This is a genomic window from Kitasatospora sp. NPDC089797 (assembly GCF_040684795.1).
Classification (GTDB): Bacteria; Actinomycetota; Actinomycetes; order Streptomycetales; family Streptomycetaceae; genus Kitasatospora.
In genome coordinates this window covers 1-23,475 of the sequence record NZ_JBFBGS010000003.1, presented here as the reverse complement: position 1 = coordinate 23,475, position 23,475 = coordinate 1, and the positions used below count along the sequence as shown (strand labels likewise).

Here is a 23,475-nt window from a genome sequence, read left to right as displayed (position 1 = left end):
GCGAAGGGCCCCCGCGGGTGCGGGGGCCCTTCGCCGTCGATGCCGTCCGGTCCCGGCGGCCGCCGTCCCTGCGGCTGCCGGCCGGTCAGAGCTTGCGCAGCAGCGCCCGGCGGACCTTGTGGTCCGGGCCCTTCTGCAGGACCAGGGTGGCCCGGCCGCGGGTGGGCAGCACGTTCTCCAGCAGGTTGGGCTTGTTGATGGTGCGCCAGACCTGCCGGCCGTACTCCATCGCCTCCTCCTCCGGCACCTCGGTGAAGCGGCGGAAGTAGGAGTTCGGGTCCTGGAAGGCGGTCTGCCGCAGCTTGCGGAAGCGGTCCAGGTACCAGTGCTCGATGTCGTCGGTGCGGGCGTCGACGTAGATCGAGAAGTCGAAGTAGTCGGCCACCGCGAGGCGGGTCCGGCCGTCGGTGCCGGGCAGGGCCGGCTGGAGCACGTTCAGCCCCTCGACGATCAGGATGTCCGGGCGCTCCACGGTCAGCCGCTCGTCCGGCACGATGTCGTACACCAGGTGCGAGTACACCGGTGCGGTGACCCGGTCCTTGCCCGCCTTCACGTCCGCGACGAAGCGCATCAGCGCCCGGCGGTCGTACGACTCGGGGAAGCCCTTGCGGGCCATCAGGCCCCGGCGGCGCAGCTCGGCGTTGGGCAGCAGGAAGCCGTCGGTGGTGACCAGCTCGACCCGGGGGTGCTCGGGCCAGCGGGCCAGCAGGGCCTGGAGCAGGCGGGCGGTGGTGGACTTGCCGACGGCGACCGAGCCGGCCACGCCGATGATGAACGGCGTGCGGGTGCGCTCGGTGTCCGGGGTGTCCAGGAAGGTGCCCAGCGCGCCGCGCAGGTCGTGGGTGGCGTGGATGTACAGGTTGAGCAGCCGGGACAGCGGCAGGTAGACGTCTCGCACCTCGTCGAGGTCGAGGGCTGTGCCGAGGCCGCGCAGCTGCTCCACCTCCTCGGCGGTCAGCGGCAGCGGCGTACGCTCGCGCAGCGCGCTCCACTCGGCCCGACTGAGGTCCACGTAGGGGGACGGGGACGGGCCGGGCGTGGCGGCGCCCCGCGTACAGAGTTCGGTCAGCACATGCTCCATTGTGAGCCGTCGTGGAGTTCACCGTGGTTGTGGTGTCGGTCACGCAGCGTTCGCGGAAGACGGGAATACGGCCACAGAACCGCCCTTATGCTGGCACGCATGTGCGGAATTGTTGGATACGTGGGCGCGCAGTCCGCCCTCGACGTAGTTATCGCGGGCCTGCAGCGACTGGAGTACCGGGGCTACGACTCGGCCGGTGTCGCGGTGCAGGCGCAGGACTCCCAGGGGCAGTGGAGTCTCGTCACGGACAAGCGGGCCGGAAAGCTCGTCAACCTGGAGAAGTCGCTCGCCGAGTCCCCTCTGCCCGGCGGCACCACCGGCATCGGCCACACCCGCTGGGCCACCCACGGCGGCCCGACGGACGCCAATGCCCACCCCCATCTGGACGACGACCGCCGGGTGGCCGTCGTCCACAACGGCATCATCGAGAACTTCGCCCAGCTGCGCGCCGAGATCGCCGAGCGCGGCCACACCCTCCGGTCCGAGACCGACACCGAGGTCGTCGCCCACCTGCTCGGCGAGGTGTACGACGGTGACCTGGCCGAGGCCATGCGCGTGGTCTGCCGCCGGCTGGACGGCGCCTTCACCCTGGTGGCCGCGCACGCGGACGCGCCCGGTGTGGTGGTCGGCGCCCGCCGCAACTCGCCGCTGGTGGTGGGTCGCGGTGAGGGCGAGAACTTCCTCGCCTCGGACGTCGCGGCCTTCATCGCGCACACCCGCGAGGCGATCGAGCTGGGCCAGGACCAGGTCGTCGAGCTGCGCCGGGAGGGCGTGACCGTCACCAACTTCGACGGCACCCCGGCCGACGTGCGCGAGTACCACGTCGACTGGGACGCGTCCGCCGCCGAGAAGGGCGGTTACGACTACTTCATGCTCAAGGAGATCGCCGAGCAGCCGAAGGCCGTCGCCGACACCCTCCTCGGCCGGATCGGCACCGACGGCCGGCTCACCCTCGACGAGCTGCGCATCTCCGACGCCGACCTGCGCTCGGTGGACAAGGTCGTCATCGTCGCCTGCGGCACCGCGTTCCACGCGGGCATGATCGCCAAGTACGCGATCGAGCACTGGACCCGCATCCCCTGCGAGGTCGAGGTCGCCTCGGAGTTCCGCTACCGGGACCCGATCATGGGCCCGGGCACGCTGGTCATCGCCATCTCGCAGTCCGGCGAGACCATGGACACCCTGATGGCCCTGCGGCACGCCCGGGAGCAGGGCGCCAAGGTGCTGGCGATCTGCAACACCAACGGCTCCACCATCCCGCGCGAGTCGGACGCGGTGCTGTACACCCACGCCGGGCCGGAGGTCGCGGTCGCGTCGACCAAGGCGTTCCTGACCCAGCTGGTCGCCTGCTACCTGGTCGCCCTCTACTTGGGCCAGGTGCGCGGCACCAAGTGGGGCGACGAGATCTTCACCATCATCCGCGAGCTCGGCGACGCGCCGAAGCAGGTCGAGCAGGTGCTGGAGACCATGGAGCCGGTGCGCGAGCTGGCCCGTTCGCTGGCCGACGCCCGCTCGGTGCTGTTCCTCGGCCGTCACGTCGGCTTCCCGGTGGCCCTGGAGGGTGCGCTCAAGCTCAAGGAGCTCGCCTACATGCACGCCGAGGGCTTCGCGGCGGGCGAGCTCAAGCACGGCCCGATCGCGCTGATCGAGGAGGGGCTGCCGGTCGTGGTGGTCGTGCCCTCGCCGCGCGGGCGGTCGATCCTGCACGACAAGATCGTCTCCAACATCCAGGAGATCCGGGCCCGCGGCGCCCGCACCATCGTGATCGCCGAGGAGGGCGACGAGGCGGTCGTGCCGTACGCGGACCACCTGATCCGCATCCCGGCCACCCCGACCCTGCTCCAGCCGCTGGTCTCCACCGTCCCGCTCCAGGTCTTCGCCTGCGAGCTGGCCACGGCCAAGGGCCACGAGGTCGACCAGCCGCGCAACCTGGCGAAGTCGGTCACCGTCGAGTAAGTCGCGCTCGGCACCCCTGCGGTGGCTGTGCCCTACCGCAGGGGCGCCGTGTCGAGCGTGAAGGAGAACGGGGCGGGAAGGGCGTACGGACCGGCACCGGCGGGGGAACGACGTGGGTGTCACCCGAAAGTGTGCCGCAGGCCCGGCCCCGTGGGGCGGCGGCGCGGGCTAGCGTCGGCGGTAGCCGATCGCTGAAGGAGCCCTCCCCATGCGTCATGCACACCCTGTGGAAACCGTCCGGGCCGCCGAGGCCGCGCTGATGGCGCGGCTGCCGGAGGGCACGCTGATGCAGCGGGCGGCCGCCGGGCTGGCGGCGACCTGTGCGCGGCTGCTGACCCGGCGTCGGGGGCGGGTGTACGGCAGTCGGGTGACGGTGCTGGCGGGCAGCGGGGACAACGGGGGTGACGCCCTGTACGCCGGGGCGCGACTGGCCCGGCGCGGGGCGCGGGTGACGGCGGTGCTGCTCGCCCCGGAGAAGGCGCACCCGGGCGGGCTGGCGGCCCTGCGGGCGGCGGGCGGACGGGCGACAGCGGATCAGGAAGTCGGCCTGGCCGACTTCTCGTGCGCGGACCTGGTGCTGGACGGCATCGTCGGGATCGGCGGCCGGGGCGGGCTGCGCCCGGAGGCCGTGCCGTACGCCCGGGCCGGGCGGCGCGGGACGGTGGTCGCGGTGGACCTGCCCAGCGGGGTGGACGCGGACAGCGGCGAGGTGCCCGGGGAGGCGCTGCGCGCGGACGTTACGGTCTGCTTCGGCACCTACAAGCCCGGTCTGCTGATCGACCCCGGGGCCGAGTACGCGGGGGCCGTGCAGCTGGTGGACATCGGGCTGGCGCCGCCGGAGCCGGAGGTGACGGCCCTGCAGCACGCGGACGTGGCCGGGCTGCTGCCGCTGCCGGGCGCGGAGAGCGACAAGTACCGGCGCGGCGTGGTCGGGGTGGCGGCCGGCTCGGCGCGCTACCCGGGGGCGGCGCTGCTGGCGGTCGCCGGGGCGCTGAGGGGCGGCGCGGGGGCCGTCCGGTACGTCGGTACGGCGGCCGAGGAGGTGGTGCGGCGCTTCCCCGAGACGCTGGTCACCGAGGGCGGACCGGCCGGGGCCGGACGGGTGCAGGCCTGGGTGGTGGGCCCGGGCGGCGGCGAGGGGGCGCGGCAGGCGCTGACCGAGGCGCTGGCGAGCGACGTCCCGGTGCTGGTCGACGCGGACGGGCTGACCGAACTGGGCCGGCTCGGCCCGGCCGCGCTGGCCGGCCGCACCGCGCCCACCCTGCTCACCCCGCACACCGGGGAGGCCGCCCGGCTGCTGGCCGGCGCCGACGGCACCCCGCCGCCGGCCGCCGACGACCTGGCCGCCGCCCGGCTCGCCACCGCCCGCCGGTTGGCCGCCGGCTACCGGGCCACCGTGCTGCTGAAGGGCTCCACCACCGTGGTCGCCGACCCGGGCGGGGCCGTCCGGGTGAACCCCACCGGCACCCCCTGGCTGGCCACCGCGGGCAGCGGGGACGTCCTGGCCGGGCTGGCCGGCTCCCTGCTGGCCGCCGGTCTGACCCCGTTGGACGCCGCCTCGGCGGCCGCCTACCTGCACGGCCTGGCGGGCCGGGAGGCGGCGGGTGACCCGGGCGCGCCGGTGACGGCGCTCGCGGTGGCGGAGGCGCTGCCGACGGTCTGGCGGGCGGTCCGGCAGCCGTAGCGCCTGCCGCGGGGGCGGAACCGGAACGTCCGTTCGCCGCGTCCTCACCAGGGCGGACGGGCCGTTCGCCGCAGGTCGGCGGGGTGCGGGAGGCCGCGGCGCCGACCGCCGCGCTGCCGGGCCGTTCGGCGAGGACTCCGGGACGTCTGGGAGACTGACCCTGATGACAACTGCGAACACGACCGGCACGGCCACCCTCACCGACGGCGTACGGGCCGAGGCGACCATCGATCTCGCCGCCCTGCGCGGCAACCTCGCGGCCCTGCGGGAGCGCGTCGGGAGCGCGGCGGTGATGCTCGCCGTCAAGGCGGACGCCTACGGCCACGGCGCGGTCGCGTGCGCCCGCGAGGCGGTCGCGAACGGGGTCGGCTGGCTCGGTTGTGCGACGCCGGACGAGGCGCTGGCGCTGCGCGCCGCGGGCATCCGCCCCGAGCAGGCGCGCATCCTGTGCTGGCTGTGGACGCCCGGCGGGCCGTGGCGCGAGGCGCTGCGCGCGGACCTGGACATCTCGGTCAGCGGCCGGTGGGCGCTGGACGAGCTGCTGGCGGCCGTCCGGGAGACCGGGATCCCGGCGCGGGTGCACCTGAAGGCCGACACCGGGCTCGGCCGCAATGGCTGCCAGCCGCACGACTGGCCGGAGCTGCTGGCCGAGGTGCGGCGGGCCGAGGCCGGGGGGCTGCTGAAGGTGGTCGGCATCTGGTCGCACTTCGCGGCCGCCGACGAGCCCGGCCACCCGTCGATCCAGGCCCAGCTGGACTCCTACCGCGCCGCGCTGGCGGCCGCCGAGGCCGCCGGGGTGCGCCCGGAGGTGCGGCACATCGCCAACTCCCCGGCGACCCTGCTGCTGCCCGAGTCGCACTTCGACCTGGTCCGCACCGGCCTGGCCGCGTACGGGCTGTCGCCGGTGCCCCAGGTGGGTTCGCCGGCCGACTTCGGGCTGCGCCCGGTGATGGCGCTGTCCGCCCGGCTGGCGCTGGTCAAGCACGTCCCCGGCGGGCACGGGGTCAGCTACGGCCACCACTACGTGACGCCCGGTCCGACGACGCTGGGTCTGGTGCCGGTCGGGTACGGCGACGGCGTGCCCCGGCACGCCAGCGGTACCGGCCCGGTGCAGATCGACGGCAAGTGGCGCACGGTGGCCGGCCGGGTGGCGATGGACCAGTTCGTGGTGGACCTGGGCGGCGACACCCCCGCGATCGGCGACGAGGTGCTGCTGTTCGGCGCCGGCGATCGCGGTGAGCCGACCGCCGAGGACTGGGCCCGCGCCTGCGGCACCATCTCGTACGAGATCATCACCCGGATCGGCGCCCGGGTGCCGCGCCGCTACCTGGACGGCAGTCACGACGGGGGTCGCACGGCATGACCGAAACGCCGGGCGGCGGCAACCCGGTCGCGGCGGTGGCCAAGGCGGCCGACGCGGCCTCCGGGGTGAGCCGGGCCGGCGTGATCGGGATCTCGGTCGGTGTGCTGGCGGCCGGCGCGGCGGCGGGCGTCGCGATCGAGCGGCTGACGGTCGGCCGGGCGATGCGCCGCCGGGCCCGGGCCGAGCTGGAGGCGGCCGCCCCCTACGGCTCGCTGCGCGGGCGCCCGCTGACGGTGGCCGCGCCGGACGGCACCGAGCTGTACGTCGAGCTGGACGGCACGGGGTGGGAGGAGGCCGAGCCGGGCGGCCACCGCCGCGAGCCGAAGGGGCGCGCCGGTGCCGAAAGGGAGAAGCGGCCGGCGACCGACGGAGGAGGGCTCGCCGGAGCGCCGACCGTCGGCACCGGTCCGGAGCGCCCTGGAGGCGAGCGGGCGAATGACAGCGCCCCGCGGTTGACCGTGGTGTTCAGCCACGGCTACTGCCTCAACCAGGACAGCTGGCACTTCCAGCGGGCCGCACTGCGCGAGGGCCTGCGGCTGGTCTTCTGGGACCAGCGCAGCCACGGCCGCTCCGAGCGCTCCCGCTCGTACCTGGCGGGCGAGCCGGCCGGGATCGACCAGCTGGGCGGCGACCTCAAGGCGGTGATCGACGCCGTCGCGCCGACCGGGCCGCTGGTGCTGGTGGGCCATTCGATGGGCGGCATGACGGTGATGGCGCTGGCCGACCAGCACCCGGAGCTGTTCCGGGAGCGGGTCGCCGGGGTCGCGCTGATCGGCACCCTGGCGGGGGACTGGAACGAGGTGAGCCTCGGCCTGCCGAAGGCCGGGGCGAAGCTGTTCAAGAAGGTCGCGCCCGGGGTGGTGAAGCTGCTCGGCCGGCAGGTCGAGCTGGTCGAGGCGAGCCGGCGGCTCGGCTCGGACGTGGCCGCCGTCTTCTACCGGAGGTTCTCCTTCGGGAGCCGGGACGTCGACCCCGGCGTGGTGCGCTTCGCCGAACAGTTGCTGGACGCCACCCCGATCGACGTGGTCGCCGAGTTCTACCCGGTGTTCGGGGCGCACGAGAAGTACGGGGCGCTGGCCGCCCTGCGCGGCCTGCCGGCCCTGGTGCTGGCCGGGACGAAGGACCTGCTGACGCCCTCCGCGCACAGCGAGGCGATGGCGGAGCGGCTGCCGGGCGCCGAGCTGGTGCTGGTCGAGGGCGCCGGGCACCTGGTGCTGCTGGAGTGCCCGGAGCTGGTCGACCACGAGCTGGCGGTGCTGCTGCGCCGGGCCGCGGACTTCGTCGGTGCCGCGCCGCTGCCGCCCGCCGTCCTCGCGCTCGCCGACGAACCGGCCGGGCCGGACCGGCCCGCGGACCCGTCCGGGGATCCGGCCGCCGACCCCGTCTGAGACCCGGCGGGGGCCGCCCGGGCCCCGCGCGCCACGGCGGGGGGCCGCGATGTGGCACCGTAGCCGTGGCGGCCGGTGGTCGGCGCGCCTACGGACCGAAGGGCAAGACACGCGCATGGGCTCGCACGCCACTCTCACCGTCCCCACTCCGGAGCGGATGGGCCGGCTCGGCCGGGAGCTGGCCGCGCTGCTGCGGCCGGGTGACCTGGTGCTGCTCTCCGGCGAGCTGGGGGCGGGGAAGACCACGCTGACCCGCGGCCTGGGGGAGGGGCTCCAGGTCCGCGGCGCGGTGACCTCGCCGACCTTCGTGATCGCCCGGGTGCACCCCTCGCTGGTCGGCGGCCCGGCCCTGGTGCACGTGGACGCGTACCGGCTGGGCGGGGACCTGGACGAGATGGAGGACCTCGACCTGGACGTCTCGCTGCCGGAGTCGGTGGTCGTGGTCGAGTGGGGCGAGGGCAAGGTCGAGCGGCTCTCCGAGGACCGGCTGGAGGTCCGGATCGAGCGGGCGATCGGCGACACCGCGGGGGAGGACCACGACCCGCGCCGGGTGGTGCTGGCCGGCATCGGCGAGCGCTGGGCTGACGTGCGGCTGGCCGAGCTGGCCTGAGGACGGGCCCGGCGCCGGTCGACCGGGTTCCGCCGTTTTACCGACAGGCTGTCGGCAAGGTGTTGCGGGCGGGGTGCCGGGCGTGGTGGGATGGGTGCTGCGGTTAGGTCTGCCTAACTAGGGAGGCGCCATGTCGAGCACCACCCCCGCCCCGGAGCGCGCCGCGCGCACCGCCGGGGCCGGAGAGTCCGCCCGCCGAGCTCCCGGGGAGCCGATGCGGGCACTGCTGGCCGCCTGCGCGGCCGCCGAGGCGGTGTCCACCCCGCCCGAACCGGGGTCCCGGCACGACGAGGAGCCCGAGGCGGGAGCGCCCCGGGCCGCGTGACCGGTGCCCCGCGGTCCCGCTCCGCGCCGGGAGGTCCCGCGCCGGGCGGGCGCCCGCCGTTCGGCCGGACGACCGCGCGGCCGGACGACCACGGGGTCAGGCGACCACGACCACCTTGGTGCCGTTCGGCGCGAAGTCCCAGAGCAGCTGCCCCTCGGCGCGGCCGCTGCGGATGCCGCCGGTCTTGGTCTTCGGGTCGGCGCTCGGGGTCGCGCCGTCCAGCGCCGAGCTGAAGCCGAACACCACGCCGTTCTGCTGGGCGAACCGCACCACGTGTTCGATCTGCTTGCCGTCCGTGCCGGTCGCGGTCTGGGTGCGGCTGTACACCGAGTAGCTGCCCGGGGTCGGCTCGACGGAGCCCGGGGTGACCACGAAGGCGGCCGTGACCTGCGGGTTCTTCTTCGGGTCGACCAGCCAGACGACGTGGCTGCCGGCCGAGTAGACCACCCGCGTACCGCTGCCGGAGGTGGTCGGCAGCGGCGGGACGGTCGGGGTGGCGGAGGCGCTCGGCGTCGCGGAGGCGGCCGGGCCGGTGGACGTCGAGGCGACGGTCGGCCGGGGCCCGCCCGCGCGGTCCTGCGCGCCGTTGGCCTGGAAGGCCAGCAGGCTCACCACCGCCAGGGCCCCCAGGGTCAACCCCGTGACCACCACTCCAGGACCCATCTTCGCCACGTGCCCGCTCCCGCCGCCGTCCGCTGTTCGTACCGCCCTTATCGTGCCAGGTCCCTCGGGCGGGTCGGCAGTGCCCAGTACGTGTGTTCCCGAGGGGGACACCAGCTCGATCGGCCGGTCGGCCCAACGTCGGTCTAACCTTGACCCGTGCTGCTGCTCGCGTTCGACACCGCTACCCCTGCCGTCACCGCCGCCGTCCACGACGGCACGGGCGTCCTCGCCGAGACCCACCAGGTCGACGCCAGGCGCCACGGTGAACTGCTGCTGCCCGCGATCGACCAGGTCCTGCGGGCCGCCGGGGTGGACAAGCACCGGCTCACCGGCATCGCGGTCGGCGTCGGCCCGGGCCCGTACACCGGTCTGCGGGTCGGCCTGGTGACCGCCGCGGCGCTCGGCCACGCGCTCGGGCTGCCGGTGCACGGCGTCTGCACCCTGGACGCGATCGCCTTCCAGGCCCGCGCCGAGGGCCTGGCCGGGGAGCCGTTCACGGTCGCCACCGACGCGCGCCGCAAGGAGGTCTACTGGGCCTCGTACGACGCCGAGGGCAACCGCACCGAGGGCCCCGGCGTGGACCGCCCGGCCGAGCTGACCCCCGCTCCCCGCGCGGTGGGCGCCGGCGCGCTGCTCTACCCCGAGGCCTTCCCGGGCGCGCACGGCCCCGAGCACGTCTCGGCCGGCGCGCTGGCCGGCTTCGCCGCCGCCGAGCTGGCCGCCGGGCGGGAGCTGCTGCCGAACGTCCCGCTGTACCTGCGCCGCCCGGACGCCCAGGTCCCGGCCGGCTACAAGGCGGTGCTCCCGGCGTGAACCACGGCACCACCCTGCGCCCGATGCGCTGGTGGGACATCGCGCCGGTGATGGACCTGGAGCTCCGGTTGTTCCCCGAGGACGCCTGGTCCCACGGGATGTTCTGGTCCGAGCTCGCCGAGGCCCACCCCGGCGGCACCCGCCACTACTCGGTGGCCACCGCCGCGGACGGCACGATCGTCGGCTACGCCGGTCTGATGACCGTGGCCGGCGAGGGCGACGTCCAGACCATCGCCGTCGACGAGCGCCACCAGGGCGCCGGTCTCGGCACGGCCCTGCTCACCGACCTGATCCACGAGGCCGCCCGGCGCGGCTGTGACGACCTGCTGCTGGAGGTCCGGGTGGACAACCAGCGCGCCCAGCGGCTGTACGAGCGCCACGGCTTCGAACCGGTGGGCATCCGGCGCGGCTACTACCAGCCCGCCAACATCGACGCGCTGGTGATGCGCCTCGACCACCCGAGCCTCGACGGCACCGACCGCACCGACGGCACCGACCCGAAGGAACCGAAGGACACCCCCCATGGCTGACGAACCGCTCGTCCTCGGCATCGAGACCTCCTGCGACGAGACCGGCGTCGGCATCGTGCGCGGCACCACGCTGCTGGCCGACGCGGTCGCCTCCAGCGTCAACGACCACGCCCGCTTCGGCGGCGTCGTCCCGGAGATCGCCAGCCGCGCCCACCTGGAGGCGATGGTCCCGACCATCCAGCGCGCCCTGGACACCGCCGGGGTCAAGGCCAGCGACCTGGACGGCATCGCCGTCACCGCCGGCCCCGGCCTGGCCGGCGCGCTGCTGGTCGGCGTCAGCGCCGCGAAGGCGTACGCCTGGGCGCTGGACAAGCCGCTGTACGGGGTCAACCACCTCGCCTCGCACATCTGCGTCGACCAGCTGGAGCACGGCCGGCTGCCCTCGCCGACGATGGCCCTGCTGGTCTCCGGCGGGCACTCCTCGCTGCTGCTCAGCGAGGACATCACCACCGACGTCCGCCCGCTCGGCGCGACCATCGACGACGCGGCCGGCGAGGCCTTCGACAAGGTCGCCCGGGTGCTCGGCCTGGGCTTCCCGGGCGGTCCGATCGTCGACCGGACGGCCCGCGAGGGCGACCGGAAGGCGATCAACTTCCCGCGCGGCCTGTCGGGGAGGAACGACCCCGCGTACGACTTCTCCTTCTCCGGCCTGAAGACCGCCGTCGCCCGCTGGGTGGAGGCCAAGCGCCGGGCCGGCGAGGAGGTGCCGATCGCCGACGTCGCGGCCTCCTTCCAGGAGGCGGTCACCGACGTGCTCACCCGCAAGGCCGTCAAGGCGTGCAAGGACAACGGCGTCGACCACCTGATGATCGGCGGCGGTGTCGCGGCCAACTCCCGGCTGCGCGAGATGGCCCAGCAGCGCTGCGACCGGGCCGGCATCCGGCTGCGGGTGCCCCGGCCGGGCCTGTGCACCGACAACGGCGCGATGGTCGCCGCGCTGGGCTCCGAGATGGTGTGGCGGGGCCGTACCCCCTCCGCCTTCGACCTGTCCGCCGACTCCTCGCTGCCGGTGACCGACCCCCACGTCCCGGGCGCGGCGGTCGGACACGGCGACCTCCACGGCCAGGCCTACGACGCCCTCGGCGGTGGCGCGGCATGACCGTCGCCGCGATGTGGGAGGCCCGCGCGGCGACCGGCCGCGGCGCCGAACTCGCCGCCTGGGTACGGGAGTCCGTCCTGCTGGCGGTGCGCGGCGCGGCCGGGCTGGAGCGGGTCGAGCTGCTCTCCGCCCCCGGTGAGCGGGTGCTGCTGATCACCTGGTGGAGCGGCGAGCCGGTGCCGGTCGCCGACCCGCCGGCCGGGCTGCTCGGCCGCCCGGTGCACCGCTGGTCCTTCACCAGCGACCACGTCGAGTAGGCCCTGGACGGGAACCGCCGCCACGGCCGCTACCGTGCATAGCTGAGAAAAGGCTGGACGGGACCGGGAGCGCGCTGCGGTGAACAGGGACGGGCTGAGCAGGACCAGGACGTACGCGGCGGGGGCGCTGGCCCTGCTGGCCTTCGCCACCGCGTGCGGGGACAACGGGGGCGGCGGCGGCAGTGCCGCACCCGCCGCGACCACGGCGGCGCCCCGGGCGTCCGCCGCCGGCGGCACGCCGACCGCCGCCGCCACCACCCCCGGCGCGGCCCCGGCCCCGGCCCAGGGCGACGCCGCGGCCTGGGCGAAGTGGAACCTCAAGCCGCTCGCGCCGGCCCCGGCGCCGCCCGCCGACAAGCCGATCAAGCTCGAACGCACCGGCACCGTACCGGTGTTCAGCGACGTGAAGACCAGCGACAAGGTCGTCTTCGTCACCATCGACGACGGTGCCGAGAAGGACCCGAAGTTCGTCGAGATGCTGACCGACCTCAAGGTGCCGATCTCGATGTTCCTGACCAAGGACATCGTCAAGAACGACTACGGCTACTTCAAGCCGCTCCAGGCGCTGGGCAACCACATCCAGAACCACACCGTCACCCACCCGGTGATGAGCAAGCTGTCGGCGGACAAGCAGAAGTCCGAGATCTGCGACGACCAGGCCGCGCTGACCCAGCAGTACGGCACCGCCCCGCTGCTGTTCCGCCCGCCGTTCGGCGACGGCGCCAACACCCCGATGCTCAACACCTCGGTGCAGAAGTGCGGTCCGCGCGCGATCGTGCTCTGGCGCGAGTCGATGCAGATCCACGACATGCAGTACCAGGCGGGCGACAAGAAGCTGAAGCCCGGGGACATCATCCTGGCGCACTTCCGCGGCCCCAAGGAGCTCAAGGGCGCCACCATGACCCAGATGTTCGGGGACCTGCTGGCCCGGATCCAGGAGCAGGGCTTCTCGGTGGCCCGGCTGGAGGACTACATCCAGGCGCCCGCGTCGTAGGGCCTGCTCAGCCGACCGGCTGCCCCAGCATCATCAGCGGCCCGTCGTCGGTGCGGCTGAGGATCACCGTGACGCTGTTCGGCCCGGAGGGCTTGAGCTGACGGCGCAGCTCCTCCGGGGTGATCGCCATCCCGCGCTTCTTGATCACCACCGTGCCGACCCGGCGCTCGCGCAGCAGCGCCTTCAGCTTCTTGACGTGGTACGGCAGCACGTCGGTGAGCTCGAAGGCGTGCGCGTACGGGGTGGCGACCAGCCGGTCCGAGGTCAGGTAGGCGATCTTCGGGTCGATCAGCCGGCCGCCGACCTGCTCGGCCACCTCGGCCACCAGGTGGCCCCGGATCACCGCGCCGTCCGGCTCGTACAGGTAGCGCCCGACCGGGCCGGCCGGCGGGTCGGGCAGGTCGCCGCCGGTCAGGCTCGCGCCGTGCGGCAGCAGGGTGGCGCGGTGCGGCCGGGTCGCCCCGGTGCCGAACCAGAGCACCGCCTCCTTGACGTCCCCGTGGTCGGAGACCCACTCGGCCTCGGCGTCCGCCGGCACGGCCTCGTGCGGGATGCCCGGGGCGACCTTCAGTGCGCCGATCGGGGTCCGCCGCCCGGCCTCGACCGCCCAGGAGAGCGGCGGGGCGTACGCCTCCGGGTCGAACACCCGGCCGCGCGAGGTGCGCCGGGCCGGGTCGGTGAAGACCGCGTCGTAGCCGGTGACGTCCACCTCGGCGACGTCCGCGCAGCGCACCTCGACCAGGTCGGCGAGGCCCAGCGCGGCGGCGTTGGCCGCGGTGGCGGCGCAGGCCGCCGGGTCCTTGTCGACGGCCAGCACGTGGATCCCGGCCCGGGCCAGCGCCAGCACGTCCCCGCCGATGCCGCAGCACAGGTCGGCGAGCCGCCGCACGCCCAGGTCGGCGAAGCGGCGGGCCCGCCACTCGGCCACGCTGCGCCGGGTGGACTGCTCGACGCCGTTGGGCGTGAAGTACATCAGGTCGGCGTCCGCCCCGAACTTCGCCCGCGCCCGCTGCCGCAGCCGCGCCTGCCCGAAGGCCGCGGACACCAGCTCGGCCGGGTGCTCCCGCCGCAGCCGGGTGGCCAGCGTCAGCTCCTCCTCGGGGGCGAACTCGCGCAGTTCGGCGAGCAGGGCCTGACCCTCGGGGGTCAGCAGGGGCTGGAGGTTCTCGGTGTCCACGGGCCCATTCTGACCGGTCGGCGGCCCGGGTCCCGGTCCCGGCACCGGGTCCGCTTCCCGGTCCGCAGCCCGCACACGAGTACGGCCGCTCAGCCGCGGCCGGGGATCCGCAGGCGCGTCGTTGGCACTCTGGTTGACTGAGTGCTAACGGCGGCCTAAGGTCATCCTTGGCACTCCCCACTGGGGGAGTGCTAACGCGAAGACGTGTGTCTGACCCCCGCGACGGCAGGCCCGCAGGTTCGCCACCTACCCGTTAGAAAACCCCGTAATCTCCGAAGGGGAGCTCGGACGTGACCACCAGCAGCAAGGTTGCCATCAAGCCGCTCGAGGACCGCATCGTGGTCCAGCCGCTCGACGCCGAGACCACCACGGCCTCCGGCCTGGTTATCCCGGACACCGCCAAGGAGAAGCCCCAGGAGGGCGTCGTCCTGGCCATCGGCCCGGGTCGCTTCGAGGACGGCCAGCGTCTGCCGCTCGACGTCGCCGTCGGTGACATCGTCCTGTACTCGAAGTACGGCGGCACCGAGGTGAAGTACCGGGGCGAGGAGTACCTCGTCCTCTCGGCTCGCGACGTTCTCGCCATCATCGAGAAGTAAGCAGTACCGAGAAGCAAGTCGTTCCGACCCGCCCCGGATCCGTGTCCCTAGTGACAGGGGCCCGGGGCGTGGTTGTTGGTTCACGTAGTTCGGCGGCCGGTCGGCCGGCCGTAGCCCCGAGGGAATAGGGAACATGGCGAAGATCCTGCAGTTCGACGAGGACGCCCGCCGCTCGCTGGAGCGCGGTGTCAACAAGCTGGCCGACACCGTCAAGGTGACCATCGGCCCCAAGGGCCGCAACGTCGTCATCGACAAGAAGTTCGGTGCCCCGACCATCACCAACGACGGTGTCACCATCGCCCGTGAGGTCGAGCTGGACGACCCGTACGAGAACCTTGGCGCGCAGCTCGTCAAGGAGGTCGCCACCAAGACCAACGACGTCGCGGGCGACGGCACCACCACCGCCACCGTGCTGGCCCAGGCCCTGGTCAACGAGGGTCTGCGCAACGTCGCCGCCGGTGCCGGCCCGGCCGCCCTGAAGAAGGGCATCGACAAGGCCGTCGCCGCCGTCTCCGAGCACCTGCTGTCCATCGCCCGCGAGATCGAGGGCAAGGACGACGTCGCCGCCGTCGCGTCCCTCTCCGCGCAGGACACCCAGGTCGGCGAGCTGATCGCCGAGGCGATCGACAAGGTCGGCAAGGACGGTGTCATCACCGTCGAGGAGTCGAACACCTTCGGCGTGGAGCTGGACTTCACCGAGGGCATGCAGTTCGACAAGGGCTACCTGTCGCCGTACTTCGTCACCGACGCCGAGCGTCAGGAAGCGGTCCTCGAGGACCCGTACATCCTGATCAACCAGGGCAAGATCTCCTCCATCCAGGAGCTGCTGCCGCTGCTGGAGAAGATCCTGCAGAGCGGTGCCTCCAAGCCGCTGCTGATCATCGCCGAGGACGTCGACGGCGAGGCGCTGTCGACCCTGGTCGTCAACAAGATCCGCGGCACCTTCAACGCCGTCGCGGTGAAGGCCCCGGGCTTCGGCGACCGCCGCAAGGCGATCCTCGGCGACCTGGCCGTCCTGACCGGCGGCACGGTCATCTCCGAGGAGGTCGGCCTCAAGCTCGACCAGGCCGGTCTGGACGTGCTGGGCACCGCCCGCCGCGTGACCATCACCAAGGACGAGACCACCATCGTCGACGGTGCCGGTGACACCGAGGCCGTGACCGGCCGCGTCGCCCAGATCAAGGGCGAGATCGCCGCGACCGACTCCGACTGGGACCGCGAGAAGCTGCAGGAGCGCCTGGCCAAGCTGGCCGGCGGCGTCTGCGTCATCAAGGTCGGCGCCGCCACCGAGGTGGAGCTGAAGGAGCGCAAGCACCGCCTGGAGGACGCCATCTCGGCGACCCGCGCCGCGGTCGAGGAGGGCATCGTCGCCGGCGGTGGCGCCTCCCTGGTCCACGCCGCCAAGGTGCTGGACGGCGGCCTGGGCCTGTCGGGTGACGAGGCCACCGGTGTCGCCGTGGTCCGCAAGGCGCTGCACGAGCCGCTGCGCTGGATCGCCCAGAACGCCGGCCTGGAGGGCTACGTCATCACCTCCAAGGTCTCCGAGCTGGAGGCCGGCCAGGGCTACAACGCCGCCACCGGTGAGTACGGCGACCTGGTGAAGGCCGGCGTCATCGACCCGGTCAAGGTCACCCGCTCCGCGCTGGAGAACGCCGCCTCGATCGCCTCCCTGCTGCTCACCACCGAGACCCTCGTGGTGGAGAAGAAGGAAGAGGAGGCCGACGCCGGCCACTCGCACGGCGGTCACGGCCACTCGCACTGAGGCCGATAGCCACAGCGGTTGACCGGAGGCCCGGTCCGCACCCCCCTCGCGGGGGCGTGGACCGGGCCTCCGGCTGTGTCGGTGCTGCGGTGTTCCAGGCTTCAACTATCAGTAGAATTTTGCAGAATGCAAAGATTGCCTTATAACTGAGGCATGATCGAGGCCCGCCATCTGCGCGTTCTGCGTGCCGTCGCCCGCACCGGCTCCTTCTCCGCCGCCGCCCGCGAGCTGGGGTGTACGCAGCCTGCCATCAGCCAGCAGATGAAGGCGCTGGAGAAGTCGGTGGACACCCCGCTGGTGGTCCGCTCCGGCCGCGGGATGCAGCTGAGCGAGGCCGGGCGGGTCCTGCTCAAGCATGCCACCGGAATCCTGGCCGGGCTCTCGGCTGCCGAGGAGGAGGTGGCCGCGATCGCCGGGCTGCGGGCCGGACGGGTGCGGTTGGTGTCCTTCCCGACCGCGAGTTCCACCCTGGTGCCGCCCGCGGTCGCCCGCCTGCGGGACAGCCATCCGGGCGTGCGCGTGTCGCTGGTCGAGGCCGAGCCGCCGGAGTCGCTGGCGATGCTGCGCGGCGGCGAGTGCGAGCTCGCGCTGGCCTTCCGCTACCCGCAGACCGACGGCGCGGTCGCGGCGCCGGCGCCGGCGCACGGTTCGCCGCGCGAGGCGCGGGCCGAGGCGAACCTGGAGGCCCAGCAGCTGTCGGCCGGCACCGACTGGTCCGACCTGGTGGTCACCCCGCTGCTGGACGATCCGCTGGTGGGTCTGCTGCCCGCCGCCCACCCGCTGGCCGGGCGGGGCGGTCCGGTGGAGCTGGCCGAGCTGGCCGGGGAGCAGTGGATCGCCGGCTGCCCGCAGTGCCGGGGACACCTGGTGGAGCTGTGCGCGGGGGCGGGGTTCGAGCCCCGGATCGACTTCGCGACCGACGACTACCCGGCGGTGGTCGGGCTGGTGGCGGCCGGGCTCGGGGTGGCGGTGCTGCCCCGGCTGGCCCTGCAGTCGGTGCGCCCTGACGGCGTGTCGACGGTGCCGGTGCGGACGGCCTCCGGAGTGCCGGCGGTGCGCCAGGTGGTGGCGCTGACCCTGCCGGACCTGGCCGAGGTGCCGGCCGTGGCGTTGATGCAGGAGCGGCTGGCGGGTGCGGCGGCCGGTCGCTGACGGTCGGTGACCCGGGCCCCGGCGGCCCGGGAGTACGCCCAGGTCGGGGTGGACCGGGCCTGTGGCGCCGCGAAGAAACGTTTCTTCACGGCGCACCGCGGAGTCGGGCCTAGCGCTGCGCGACCGCGGGCGGGGTCAGCGGGACCTCCACCAGGCGGTGCCGCGAGCGGCCCAGCATCTCCTCGCGCTCGTCCTCGGTCATTCCGCCCCAGACCCCGTACGGCTCCCGGACCGCCAGGGCGTGCGCGGCGCACTCGGCGATCACCGGGCAGCGCATGCAGACCTCCTTGGCGCTGGTCTCGCGCGAACTGCGGGCCGCGCCGCGCTCACCCTCGGGGTGGAAGAAGAGCGAGCTGTCCACGCCGCGGCAGGCCGCCGAGAGCTGCCAGTCCCAGAGGTCCGCGTTGGGACCGGGGAGGCGGGAGAAATCTGCCATGGCTCATTCCCTTCAGAGGCGGTCGGCGGCGGCCGGGCGTTTCGGCGGGCTGCTGCCGGGCGGTGCCCGGCGGGGCGTCCCGCGCTGGTGTGGACACCTGGAAATATGACTTAAGGCAACTCCATGGACAAGTCACCCACACACTGGCACAACAGTCAATGACCATACGAAAGCTATAAAAACGGGCAAAGTGGGCAAGGGGTTTGCCGGGCGCGGGTGTGGCAATCGGGTGGCCGAGGGGCGCGCGACGGCCCGCACCGGTGTGCGGGTCGTGCGCCCACCGCGCGCGAGCTGCGCAAAAGTGCGGCGTGTGCACCGCGATGCGGCTGATCGGTAATGGGTTGGCCACGTACAGTGGTGGAGATGGCCTGAAGGCCGTAACTCATTCGAGTGACGGTCGTTGGAAGTGCGGAGGCGGTTAGCGGGCGCCGGACGTCAGGAACGATCGCGGGCAAGTCGGGGCGATCAGGACGGAGTCCGACGCCGATCGGCCGTGTCGGAGAGGTTCGTACCAGCCAGGAGGCTCAACGTGACGCGGATCAGCTGCGGAGGACGACGGTCATGACATCCGTTCTCGTTTGCGACGATTCCCCGCTCGCCCGCGAGGCGCTTCGCCGCGCCGTCGCGACCGTACCCGGTGTGGACCGGGTCACCACCGCGACGAACGGGGAGGAGGTCCTCCGCCGCTGGGTGGCCGACCGCTCCGATCTCGTCCTGATGGACGTCCGGATGCCCGGCCTCGGCGGGGTCGAGACGGTCCGGCGGCTGTTGTCGGCCGACCCGGGCGCCCGGATCATCATGCTCACCGTCGCCGAGGACCTCGACGGGGTCGCGCTCGCGGTCGCCGCGGGCGCCCGCGGGTACCTGCACAAGGACGCCTCGCGCGCCGAACTGCGGGCCACCGTCACCCAGGCCCTCGCCGACCCGACCTGGCGGCTCGCCCCGCGCCGGCTGCGCAGCCCCGACATGGGCGCGGCGCCGACCTTGACGGCGCGTGAGATCCAGGTGCTGGAGGGGATGAGCCACGGGCGCAGCAACGCCGAGATCGGGCGCGAGCTGTTCCTCTCCGAGGACACCGTCAAGACCCACGCCCGGCGGCTGTTCAAGAAGCTCGGGGCCTCCGACCGCGCGCACGCGGTGGCGCTGGGTTTCCGCTGGGGCCTGGTCCGCTGACCGCCGCCGGCGCCGTCGGTTGCGGTACGGCGCCGTCGAATTCCGGAGCGGGTGCCGCACGGGCGTGTGACGTTACGGTCCCGAGGTTGCACCATGGAGGAGTGGAGCACCTCGGGGACCAGCGGACAGGCACTGCGGCGAACCACACGGCCGCAGGACACTCGGCGGACGGCGCGACGGACAGGACCACCCACGGCGGCGGGGCGGGAGGCGGCACGGTGCAGGAGGGGCCGGTGGTGCGCGGCACGCCGCACGGTGCCGCAGCGCATAACGTTCCGGTGCACAACTCCGGACGCGGTGCCGCGTTTTCCCGGTCGACCAGGCACCATGGACCGATGCGCGACGATGTCGCCGGTGCGGCCGGCCAGGCGGACCCGGGTGAGGCCCAGCCCTCCGGCCCGGGCCACGATCCGGCGTACGCGGATACCGGCGACTCCGACTCCTCGGGCGCCGAGGCCGCTCCGGGGCGCCCGCCGGTGCTCGGTTCGGGTGGCTCGCCCCTGGTCGGCGAACTGGTCGCGGCCGCCGTGCGCGGCGAGGGCCCGGCCATCGACGCGCTGCTCGCGTACGTGCATCCGCTCGCGCTGCGGTACTGCCGCGCCAAGCTCGTCCGGCTGCCGGGCGGGGCCCGGCACCACGTGGACGACGTGGCCCAGGAGGTCTGCGTCGCGGTGCTGTGCGCGCTGCCCCGGTACAAGGACCAGGGGCGGCCGTTCGAGGCCTTCGTCTACGGCATCGCCGCGCACAAGATCGCCGATCTGCAGCGGGCCGCCATGCGCGGGCCCGGCTCGACCGTCGTTCCGCAGGACGACCTGCCGGAGGTGCCGGACGAGGCGCTCGGCCCGGAGGAGCAGGCGTTGCTGAGCAGCGACGCGGCCTGGGCCAAGGAACTGCTCTCCAACCTGCCGGCCCGTCAGCGCGAACTGGTGCTGCTCCGGGTGGCGGCCGGGCTGTCGGCGGAGGAGACCGGCGAGGTGCTCGGGATGTCGCCCGGGGCCGTCCGGGTGGCCCAGCACCGGGCGCTCAGCCGGCTGCGGGCGCTCGCGGAGGAGTCCTCCTGAGCCTCCGACCCGGCGGGGCGGCGTTCCGCGGTGCGGAATGAGCCGTCGGGGGCGCTTGTTGTCAAGGGCACACGAGGGCACATTCGCGGTGCCAGTACCATGGGGTATCGGCGCCTGGGCAGGTTGCCAAAGTTTCGCGGGTGCGCACGGGGTTTCCTTGGAGGTTCGTCCAAGTCCGGCCCACCCGGCTTTCGGCGGTCTGCGCGAGTGAGCGATCAACGCGCCCCTTCCCTCTGGGCGCGAGCGGATTAGGCCGGCCACGGAAGGTACCCCCAAATGTCTTACAACGCCGCAGGCGTACCCGAGAAGTTCGCCATGCTCGGGCTCACGTTCGATGACGTCCTGCTGCTGCCCGGGGCCTCCGCGGTGCTGCCGAACCAGGTCGACACCTCCTCGCGGGTCTCCCGGAACGTCCGCGTCAACATCCCGCTGCTGTCCGCGGCGATGGACAAGGTCACCGAGGCGCGGATGGCCATCGCGATGGCCCGCCAGGGCGGCGTCGGCGTGCTGCACCGCAACCTGTCGGTCGAGGACCAGGCCAACCAGGTCGACCTGGTGAAGCGCTCCGAGTCCGGCATGGTCACCGACCCGATCACGGTCGGCCCGGACACCACCCTGGCCGAGGCCGACGCGCTGTGCGCCAAGTTCCGGATCTCCGGCGTGCCGATCGCCGACGAGTCCGGCAAGCTGCTCGGCATCGTCACCAACCGTGACATGGCCTTCGAGGCGGACCGCAGCCGCCAGGTCCGCGAGATCATGACCCCGATGCCGCTGATCACCGGCAAGGTCGGCATCTCCGGCGTGGACGCGATGGCGCTGCTCCGCCGCCACAAGATCGAGAAGCTCCCGCTGGTCGACGACGAGGGCCGGATCAAGGGCCTGATCACCGTCAAGGACTTCGTCAAGGCCGAGCAGTACCCGAACGCCGCCAAGGACTCCGAGGGCCGTCTGCTGGTCGGCGCCGCGGTCGGCGCCAGCGCCGAGGCCTTCGACCGGGCCCAGGCCCTGGTCGAGGCGGGCGCGGACTTCCTGGTCGTCGACACCTCGCACGGCCACAGCCACAACGCGCTGGCCTGGATCGCGAAGATCAAGTCGGCCGTCGGGATCGACGTGGTCGGCGGCAACGTGGCCACCCGGGACGGCGCCCAGGCGCTGATCGACGCCGGCGTGGACGGCGTCAAGGTCGGTGTCGGCCCCGGCTCCATCTGCACCACCCGCGTCGTCGCCGGCATCGGCGTGCCGCAGATCACCGCCATCTACGAGGCCGCCCAGGCCTGCCAGGCGGCCGGCGTGCCGGTCATCGGCGACGGCGGCCTGCAGTACTCGGGCGACATCGGCAAGGCGCTCGCCGCCGGTGCCGACACCGTGATGCTGGGCTCGCTGCTGGCCGGCTGCGAGGAGTCCCCGGGCGAGCTGATGTTCATCAACGGCAAGCAGTTCAAGTCCTACCGCGGCATGGGCTCGCTGGGCGCCATGCAGTCCCGCGGCCAGGCGAAGTCCTTCTCCAAGGACCGCTACTTCCAGGGCGAGGTCACCTCCGACGAGAAGCTCATCGCCGAGGGCATCGAGGGCCAGGTGCCGTACCGCGGCCCGCTGTCCGCGGTGCTCTACCAGCTGATCGGCGGCCTGCGCCAGACCATGGGCTACGTGGGCGCCGCCACCGTCTCCGAGATGGAGAGCAAGGGCCGGTTCGTCCGGATCACCTCGGCGGGCCTCAAGGAGAGCCACCCGCACGACATCCAGATGACCGTCGAGGCGCCGAACTACTCGTCGCGCTGAGCGGTTCGCCGAGCGGACCGCTCAGCGGTTCGCCGGTCGGTCCGTACCACCGAGGGGCTCGTGGCCGCACTGCGGTCGCGGGCCCCTCGGGGTGTGCGGGGAACGGGCCGTCGGGGCGGGACCAGCGGTAGTACGGGATACTGGGGGCGGCCGGGGTGACCCGGCGGGCATGGAGCAACAAACCAGAAGGGCTCGAAGTGACTGAGATCGAGATCGGGCGAGGCAAGCGCGGCCGCCGGGCGTACGCCTTCGACGACATCGCCGTCGTCCCCAGCCGTCGTACGCGTGACCCGAAGGAGGTCTCGATCGCCTGGCAGATCGACGCCTACCGCTTCGAGCTGCCGTTCCTGGCCGCCCCGATGGACAGCGTGGTCTCGCCGGAGCAGGCCATCAAGATCGGCCGACTGGGCGGCCTGGGCGTCCTGAACCTCGAAGGCCTGTGGACCCGTTACGAGGACCCGCAGCCGCTGCTCGACGAGATCGCCACGATCACCGACGAGTCCGCCGCGACCCGCCGGCTGCAGGAGATCTACGCCGCGCCGATCCGGGCCGAGCTGATCAAGCAGCGGATCCAGGAGGTCCGCGACTCCGGTGTGGTCACCGCCGCCGCGCTCTCGCCGCAGCGCACCGCCGAGTTCTCCAAGGCCGTCGTGGACGCCGGGGTCGACGTCTTCGTCATCCGCGGCACCACCGTCTCGGCCGAGCACGTCTCCAGCGCCGCCGAGCCGCTCAACCTCAAGCAGTTCATCTACGAGCTCGACGTGCCGGTGATCGTCGGCGGCTGCGCCACCTACACGGCGGCGCTGCACCTGATGCGGACCGGCGCGGCCGGTGTGCTGGTCGGGTTCGGCGGGGGCGCCGCCCACACCACCCGCAACGTGCTGGGCATCCAGGTGCCGATGGCGACCGCGGTCGCGGACGTCGCGGCGGCCCGCCGGGACTACATGGACGAGTCGGGCGGCCGGTACGTCCACGTCATCGCGGACGGCGGCGTCGGCTACAGCGGCGACATCCCGAAGGCGGTCGCCTGCGGCGCCGACGCGGTGATGATCGGTGCGGCGCTGGCGCGGGCGACCGACGCGCCGGGCAAGGGGTTCCACTGGGGCATGGAGGCCGTCCACGAGGAGCTGCCGCGCGGCAAGCGGGTGGACCTCGGGACCGTCGGCACCACCGAGGAGATCCTGACCGGGCCCTCGCACACGCCGGACGGGACCATGAACCTGTTCGGGGCGCTGCGGCGGGCGATGGCCACCACGGGGTACACCGAGCTGAAGGAGTTCCAGCGGGTCGAGGTGACGGTGAACCCGGCGCTCGACCACCGCTGAGGGGGTTGCTGAAGCAGTGACGGGGGCCTCTGTCCGGGTTTGCCGGGTGGGGGCCTTCGGGCTTTCTGCGGGGGCTTCTGTCGGGGTGGGGGCTTTCGGGAGGGTGGGTGACGCCGGGGGCGGTTCCGGGGGTGGGTGCTCCGGGGGCTGGGTGATTTTCGGACTGCCGACCCTCATCGGGGGTGGTTGGTCGCCGTTGGCAGTCTGAAAAAAACCCACAACGGAATAGCACACGTCTTAACACCAGTCAC

Annotated in this window: 22 protein-coding genes; 18 read left to right on the top strand and 4 right to left on the bottom strand. The window is 73.4% G+C overall.

Annotated features, from left to right (window positions below; translation table 11 throughout):
- Positions 1–85 precede the first annotated feature (85 nt).
- Positions 86–1,081, bottom strand: coding sequence for a type I pantothenate kinase (gene coaA, locus AB0O91_RS03330; protein ID WP_363427422.1), 996 nt, complete (start codon positions 1,079–1,081; stop codon positions 86–88).
- Between the two features lie 99 nt (positions 1,082–1,180).
- Between coaA and glmS the strand changes: the two genes are divergently transcribed.
- The 6 genes from glmS (at position 1,181) to AB0O91_RS03300 (ending at position 8,407) form a co-directional block, all read left to right on the top strand.
- On the top strand, positions 1,181–3,037 hold the full coding sequence (gene glmS / locus AB0O91_RS03325) for a glutamine--fructose-6-phosphate transaminase (isomerizing) (RefSeq protein ID WP_363427421.1): 1,857 nt from the start codon (positions 1,181–1,183) through the stop codon (positions 3,035–3,037).
- 208 nt (positions 3,038–3,245) lie between these two features.
- Positions 3,246–4,721: an NAD(P)H-hydrate dehydratase gene (locus tag AB0O91_RS03320; protein ID WP_363427420.1), complete on the top strand. Its 1,476-nt coding sequence runs from the start codon at positions 3,246–3,248 to the stop codon at positions 4,719–4,721.
- A 163-nt stretch (positions 4,722–4,884) separates the two neighbouring features.
- Positions 4,885–6,084, top strand: a complete 1,200-nt coding sequence (alr, locus tag AB0O91_RS03315) for an alanine racemase (RefSeq protein WP_363427419.1) — start codon at positions 4,885–4,887, stop codon at positions 6,082–6,084.
- Positions 6,081–7,472, top strand: a complete 1,392-nt coding sequence (locus tag AB0O91_RS03310) for an alpha/beta hydrolase (RefSeq protein ID WP_363427418.1) — start codon at positions 6,081–6,083, stop codon at positions 7,470–7,472. The genes alr and AB0O91_RS03310 overlap by 4 nt, the downstream gene beginning before the upstream one ends.
- A gap of 115 nt (positions 7,473–7,587) precedes the next feature.
- Positions 7,588–8,082 (top strand): tRNA (adenosine(37)-N6)-threonylcarbamoyltransferase complex ATPase subunit type 1 TsaE, encoded by a 495-nt coding sequence (tsaE, locus tag AB0O91_RS03305; protein ID WP_363427417.1) that lies wholly within the window; start codon positions 7,588–7,590, stop codon positions 8,080–8,082.
- Positions 8,083–8,212: 130 nt separating this feature from the next.
- Entirely contained in the window at positions 8,213–8,407 is a 195-nt protein-coding gene (locus tag AB0O91_RS03300) for a hypothetical protein (RefSeq protein ID WP_363427416.1), read from the top strand.
- 96 nt (positions 8,408–8,503) lie between these two features.
- Here the strand turns inward: AB0O91_RS03300 and AB0O91_RS03295 are convergent, their stop codons facing one another.
- Complete coding sequence (locus AB0O91_RS03295) at positions 8,504–9,070, bottom strand: hypothetical protein (protein ID WP_363427747.1); 567 nt, start codon at positions 9,068–9,070, stop codon at positions 8,504–8,506.
- Positions 9,071–9,226: 156 nt separating this feature from the next.
- Here AB0O91_RS03295 and tsaB point away from each other — a divergent pair, with 156 nt between their 5' ends.
- The 5 genes from tsaB (at position 9,227) to AB0O91_RS03270 (ending at position 12,763) form a co-directional block, all read left to right on the top strand.
- Positions 9,227–9,883 (top strand): tRNA (adenosine(37)-N6)-threonylcarbamoyltransferase complex dimerization subunit type 1 TsaB, encoded by a 657-nt coding sequence (gene tsaB / locus AB0O91_RS03290; RefSeq protein ID WP_363427415.1) that lies wholly within the window; start codon positions 9,227–9,229, stop codon positions 9,881–9,883.
- A gap of 23 nt (positions 9,884–9,906) precedes the next feature.
- Complete coding sequence (gene rimI / locus AB0O91_RS03285; protein WP_363427745.1) at positions 9,907–10,413, top strand: ribosomal protein S18-alanine N-acetyltransferase; 507 nt, start codon at positions 9,907–9,909, stop codon at positions 10,411–10,413.
- Positions 10,406–11,512 carry a tRNA (adenosine(37)-N6)-threonylcarbamoyltransferase complex transferase subunit TsaD gene (gene tsaD / locus AB0O91_RS03280; RefSeq protein WP_363427414.1) on the top strand — a complete coding sequence of 369 codons (1,107 nt, stop codon included), beginning with the start codon at positions 10,406–10,408 and terminating at the stop codon, positions 11,510–11,512. The genes rimI and tsaD overlap by 8 nt, the downstream gene beginning before the upstream one ends.
- Positions 11,509–11,769 carry a hypothetical protein gene (locus AB0O91_RS03275; RefSeq protein WP_363427413.1) on the top strand — a complete coding sequence of 87 codons (261 nt, stop codon included), beginning with the start codon at positions 11,509–11,511 and terminating at the stop codon, positions 11,767–11,769. Before tsaD ends, AB0O91_RS03275 begins: the two co-directional genes overlap by 4 nt.
- A 79-nt stretch (positions 11,770–11,848) precedes the next feature.
- Positions 11,849–12,763, top strand: a complete 915-nt coding sequence (locus AB0O91_RS03270; RefSeq protein ID WP_363427412.1) for a polysaccharide deacetylase family protein — start codon at positions 11,849–11,851, stop codon at positions 12,761–12,763.
- Between the two features lie 7 nt (positions 12,764–12,770).
- On the opposite strand, the gene AB0O91_RS03265 is transcribed toward AB0O91_RS03270, so the two are convergent.
- Positions 12,771–13,940, bottom strand: coding sequence for a class I SAM-dependent methyltransferase (locus tag AB0O91_RS03265; protein WP_363427411.1), 1,170 nt, complete (start codon positions 13,938–13,940; stop codon positions 12,771–12,773).
- Between the two features lie 290 nt (positions 13,941–14,230).
- On the opposite strand from AB0O91_RS03265, the gene groES reads away from it, so the two are divergent.
- From groES to AB0O91_RS03250, 3 genes are all read left to right on the top strand, one after another.
- Positions 14,231–14,536 carry a co-chaperone GroES gene (gene groES / locus AB0O91_RS03260; RefSeq protein ID WP_363427410.1) on the top strand — a complete coding sequence of 102 codons (306 nt, stop codon included), beginning with the start codon at positions 14,231–14,233 and terminating at the stop codon, positions 14,534–14,536.
- 133 nt (positions 14,537–14,669) lie between these two features.
- Entirely contained in the window at positions 14,670–16,298 is a 1,629-nt protein-coding gene (gene groL / locus AB0O91_RS03255; protein ID WP_363427409.1) for a chaperonin GroEL, read from the top strand.
- Between the two features lie 153 nt (positions 16,299–16,451).
- A complete protein-coding gene (locus tag AB0O91_RS03250) occupies positions 16,452–17,450 on the top strand; it encodes a LysR family transcriptional regulator (RefSeq protein WP_363427408.1) in 999 nt (332 codons plus the stop codon).
- Between the two features lie 109 nt (positions 17,451–17,559).
- Here AB0O91_RS03250 and AB0O91_RS03245 read toward each other — a convergent pair whose 3' ends face one another.
- Entirely contained in the window at positions 17,560–17,886 is a 327-nt protein-coding gene (locus AB0O91_RS03245) for a WhiB family transcriptional regulator (RefSeq protein WP_350503538.1), read from the bottom strand.
- Between the two features lie 561 nt (positions 17,887–18,447).
- Between AB0O91_RS03245 and AB0O91_RS03240 the strand changes: the two genes are divergently transcribed.
- From AB0O91_RS03240 to AB0O91_RS03225, 4 genes are all read left to right on the top strand, one after another.
- On the top strand, positions 18,448–19,059 hold the full coding sequence (locus AB0O91_RS03240; protein ID WP_014136228.1) for a response regulator transcription factor: 612 nt from the start codon (positions 18,448–18,450) through the stop codon (positions 19,057–19,059).
- Positions 19,060–19,394: 335 nt separating this feature from the next.
- On the top strand, positions 19,395–20,120 hold the full coding sequence (gene shbA, locus AB0O91_RS03235; RefSeq protein ID WP_363427407.1) for an RNA polymerase sigma factor ShbA: 726 nt from the start codon (positions 19,395–19,397) through the stop codon (positions 20,118–20,120).
- A 276-nt stretch (positions 20,121–20,396) separates the two neighbouring features.
- Positions 20,397–21,899, top strand: a complete 1,503-nt coding sequence (gene guaB, locus AB0O91_RS03230) for an IMP dehydrogenase (RefSeq protein WP_363427406.1) — start codon at positions 20,397–20,399, stop codon at positions 21,897–21,899.
- A 197-nt stretch (positions 21,900–22,096) separates the two neighbouring features.
- On the top strand, positions 22,097–23,224 hold the full coding sequence (locus AB0O91_RS03225; protein ID WP_363427405.1) for a GuaB3 family IMP dehydrogenase-related protein: 1,128 nt from the start codon (positions 22,097–22,099) through the stop codon (positions 23,222–23,224).
- Positions 23,225–23,475: the final 251 nt, after the last annotated feature.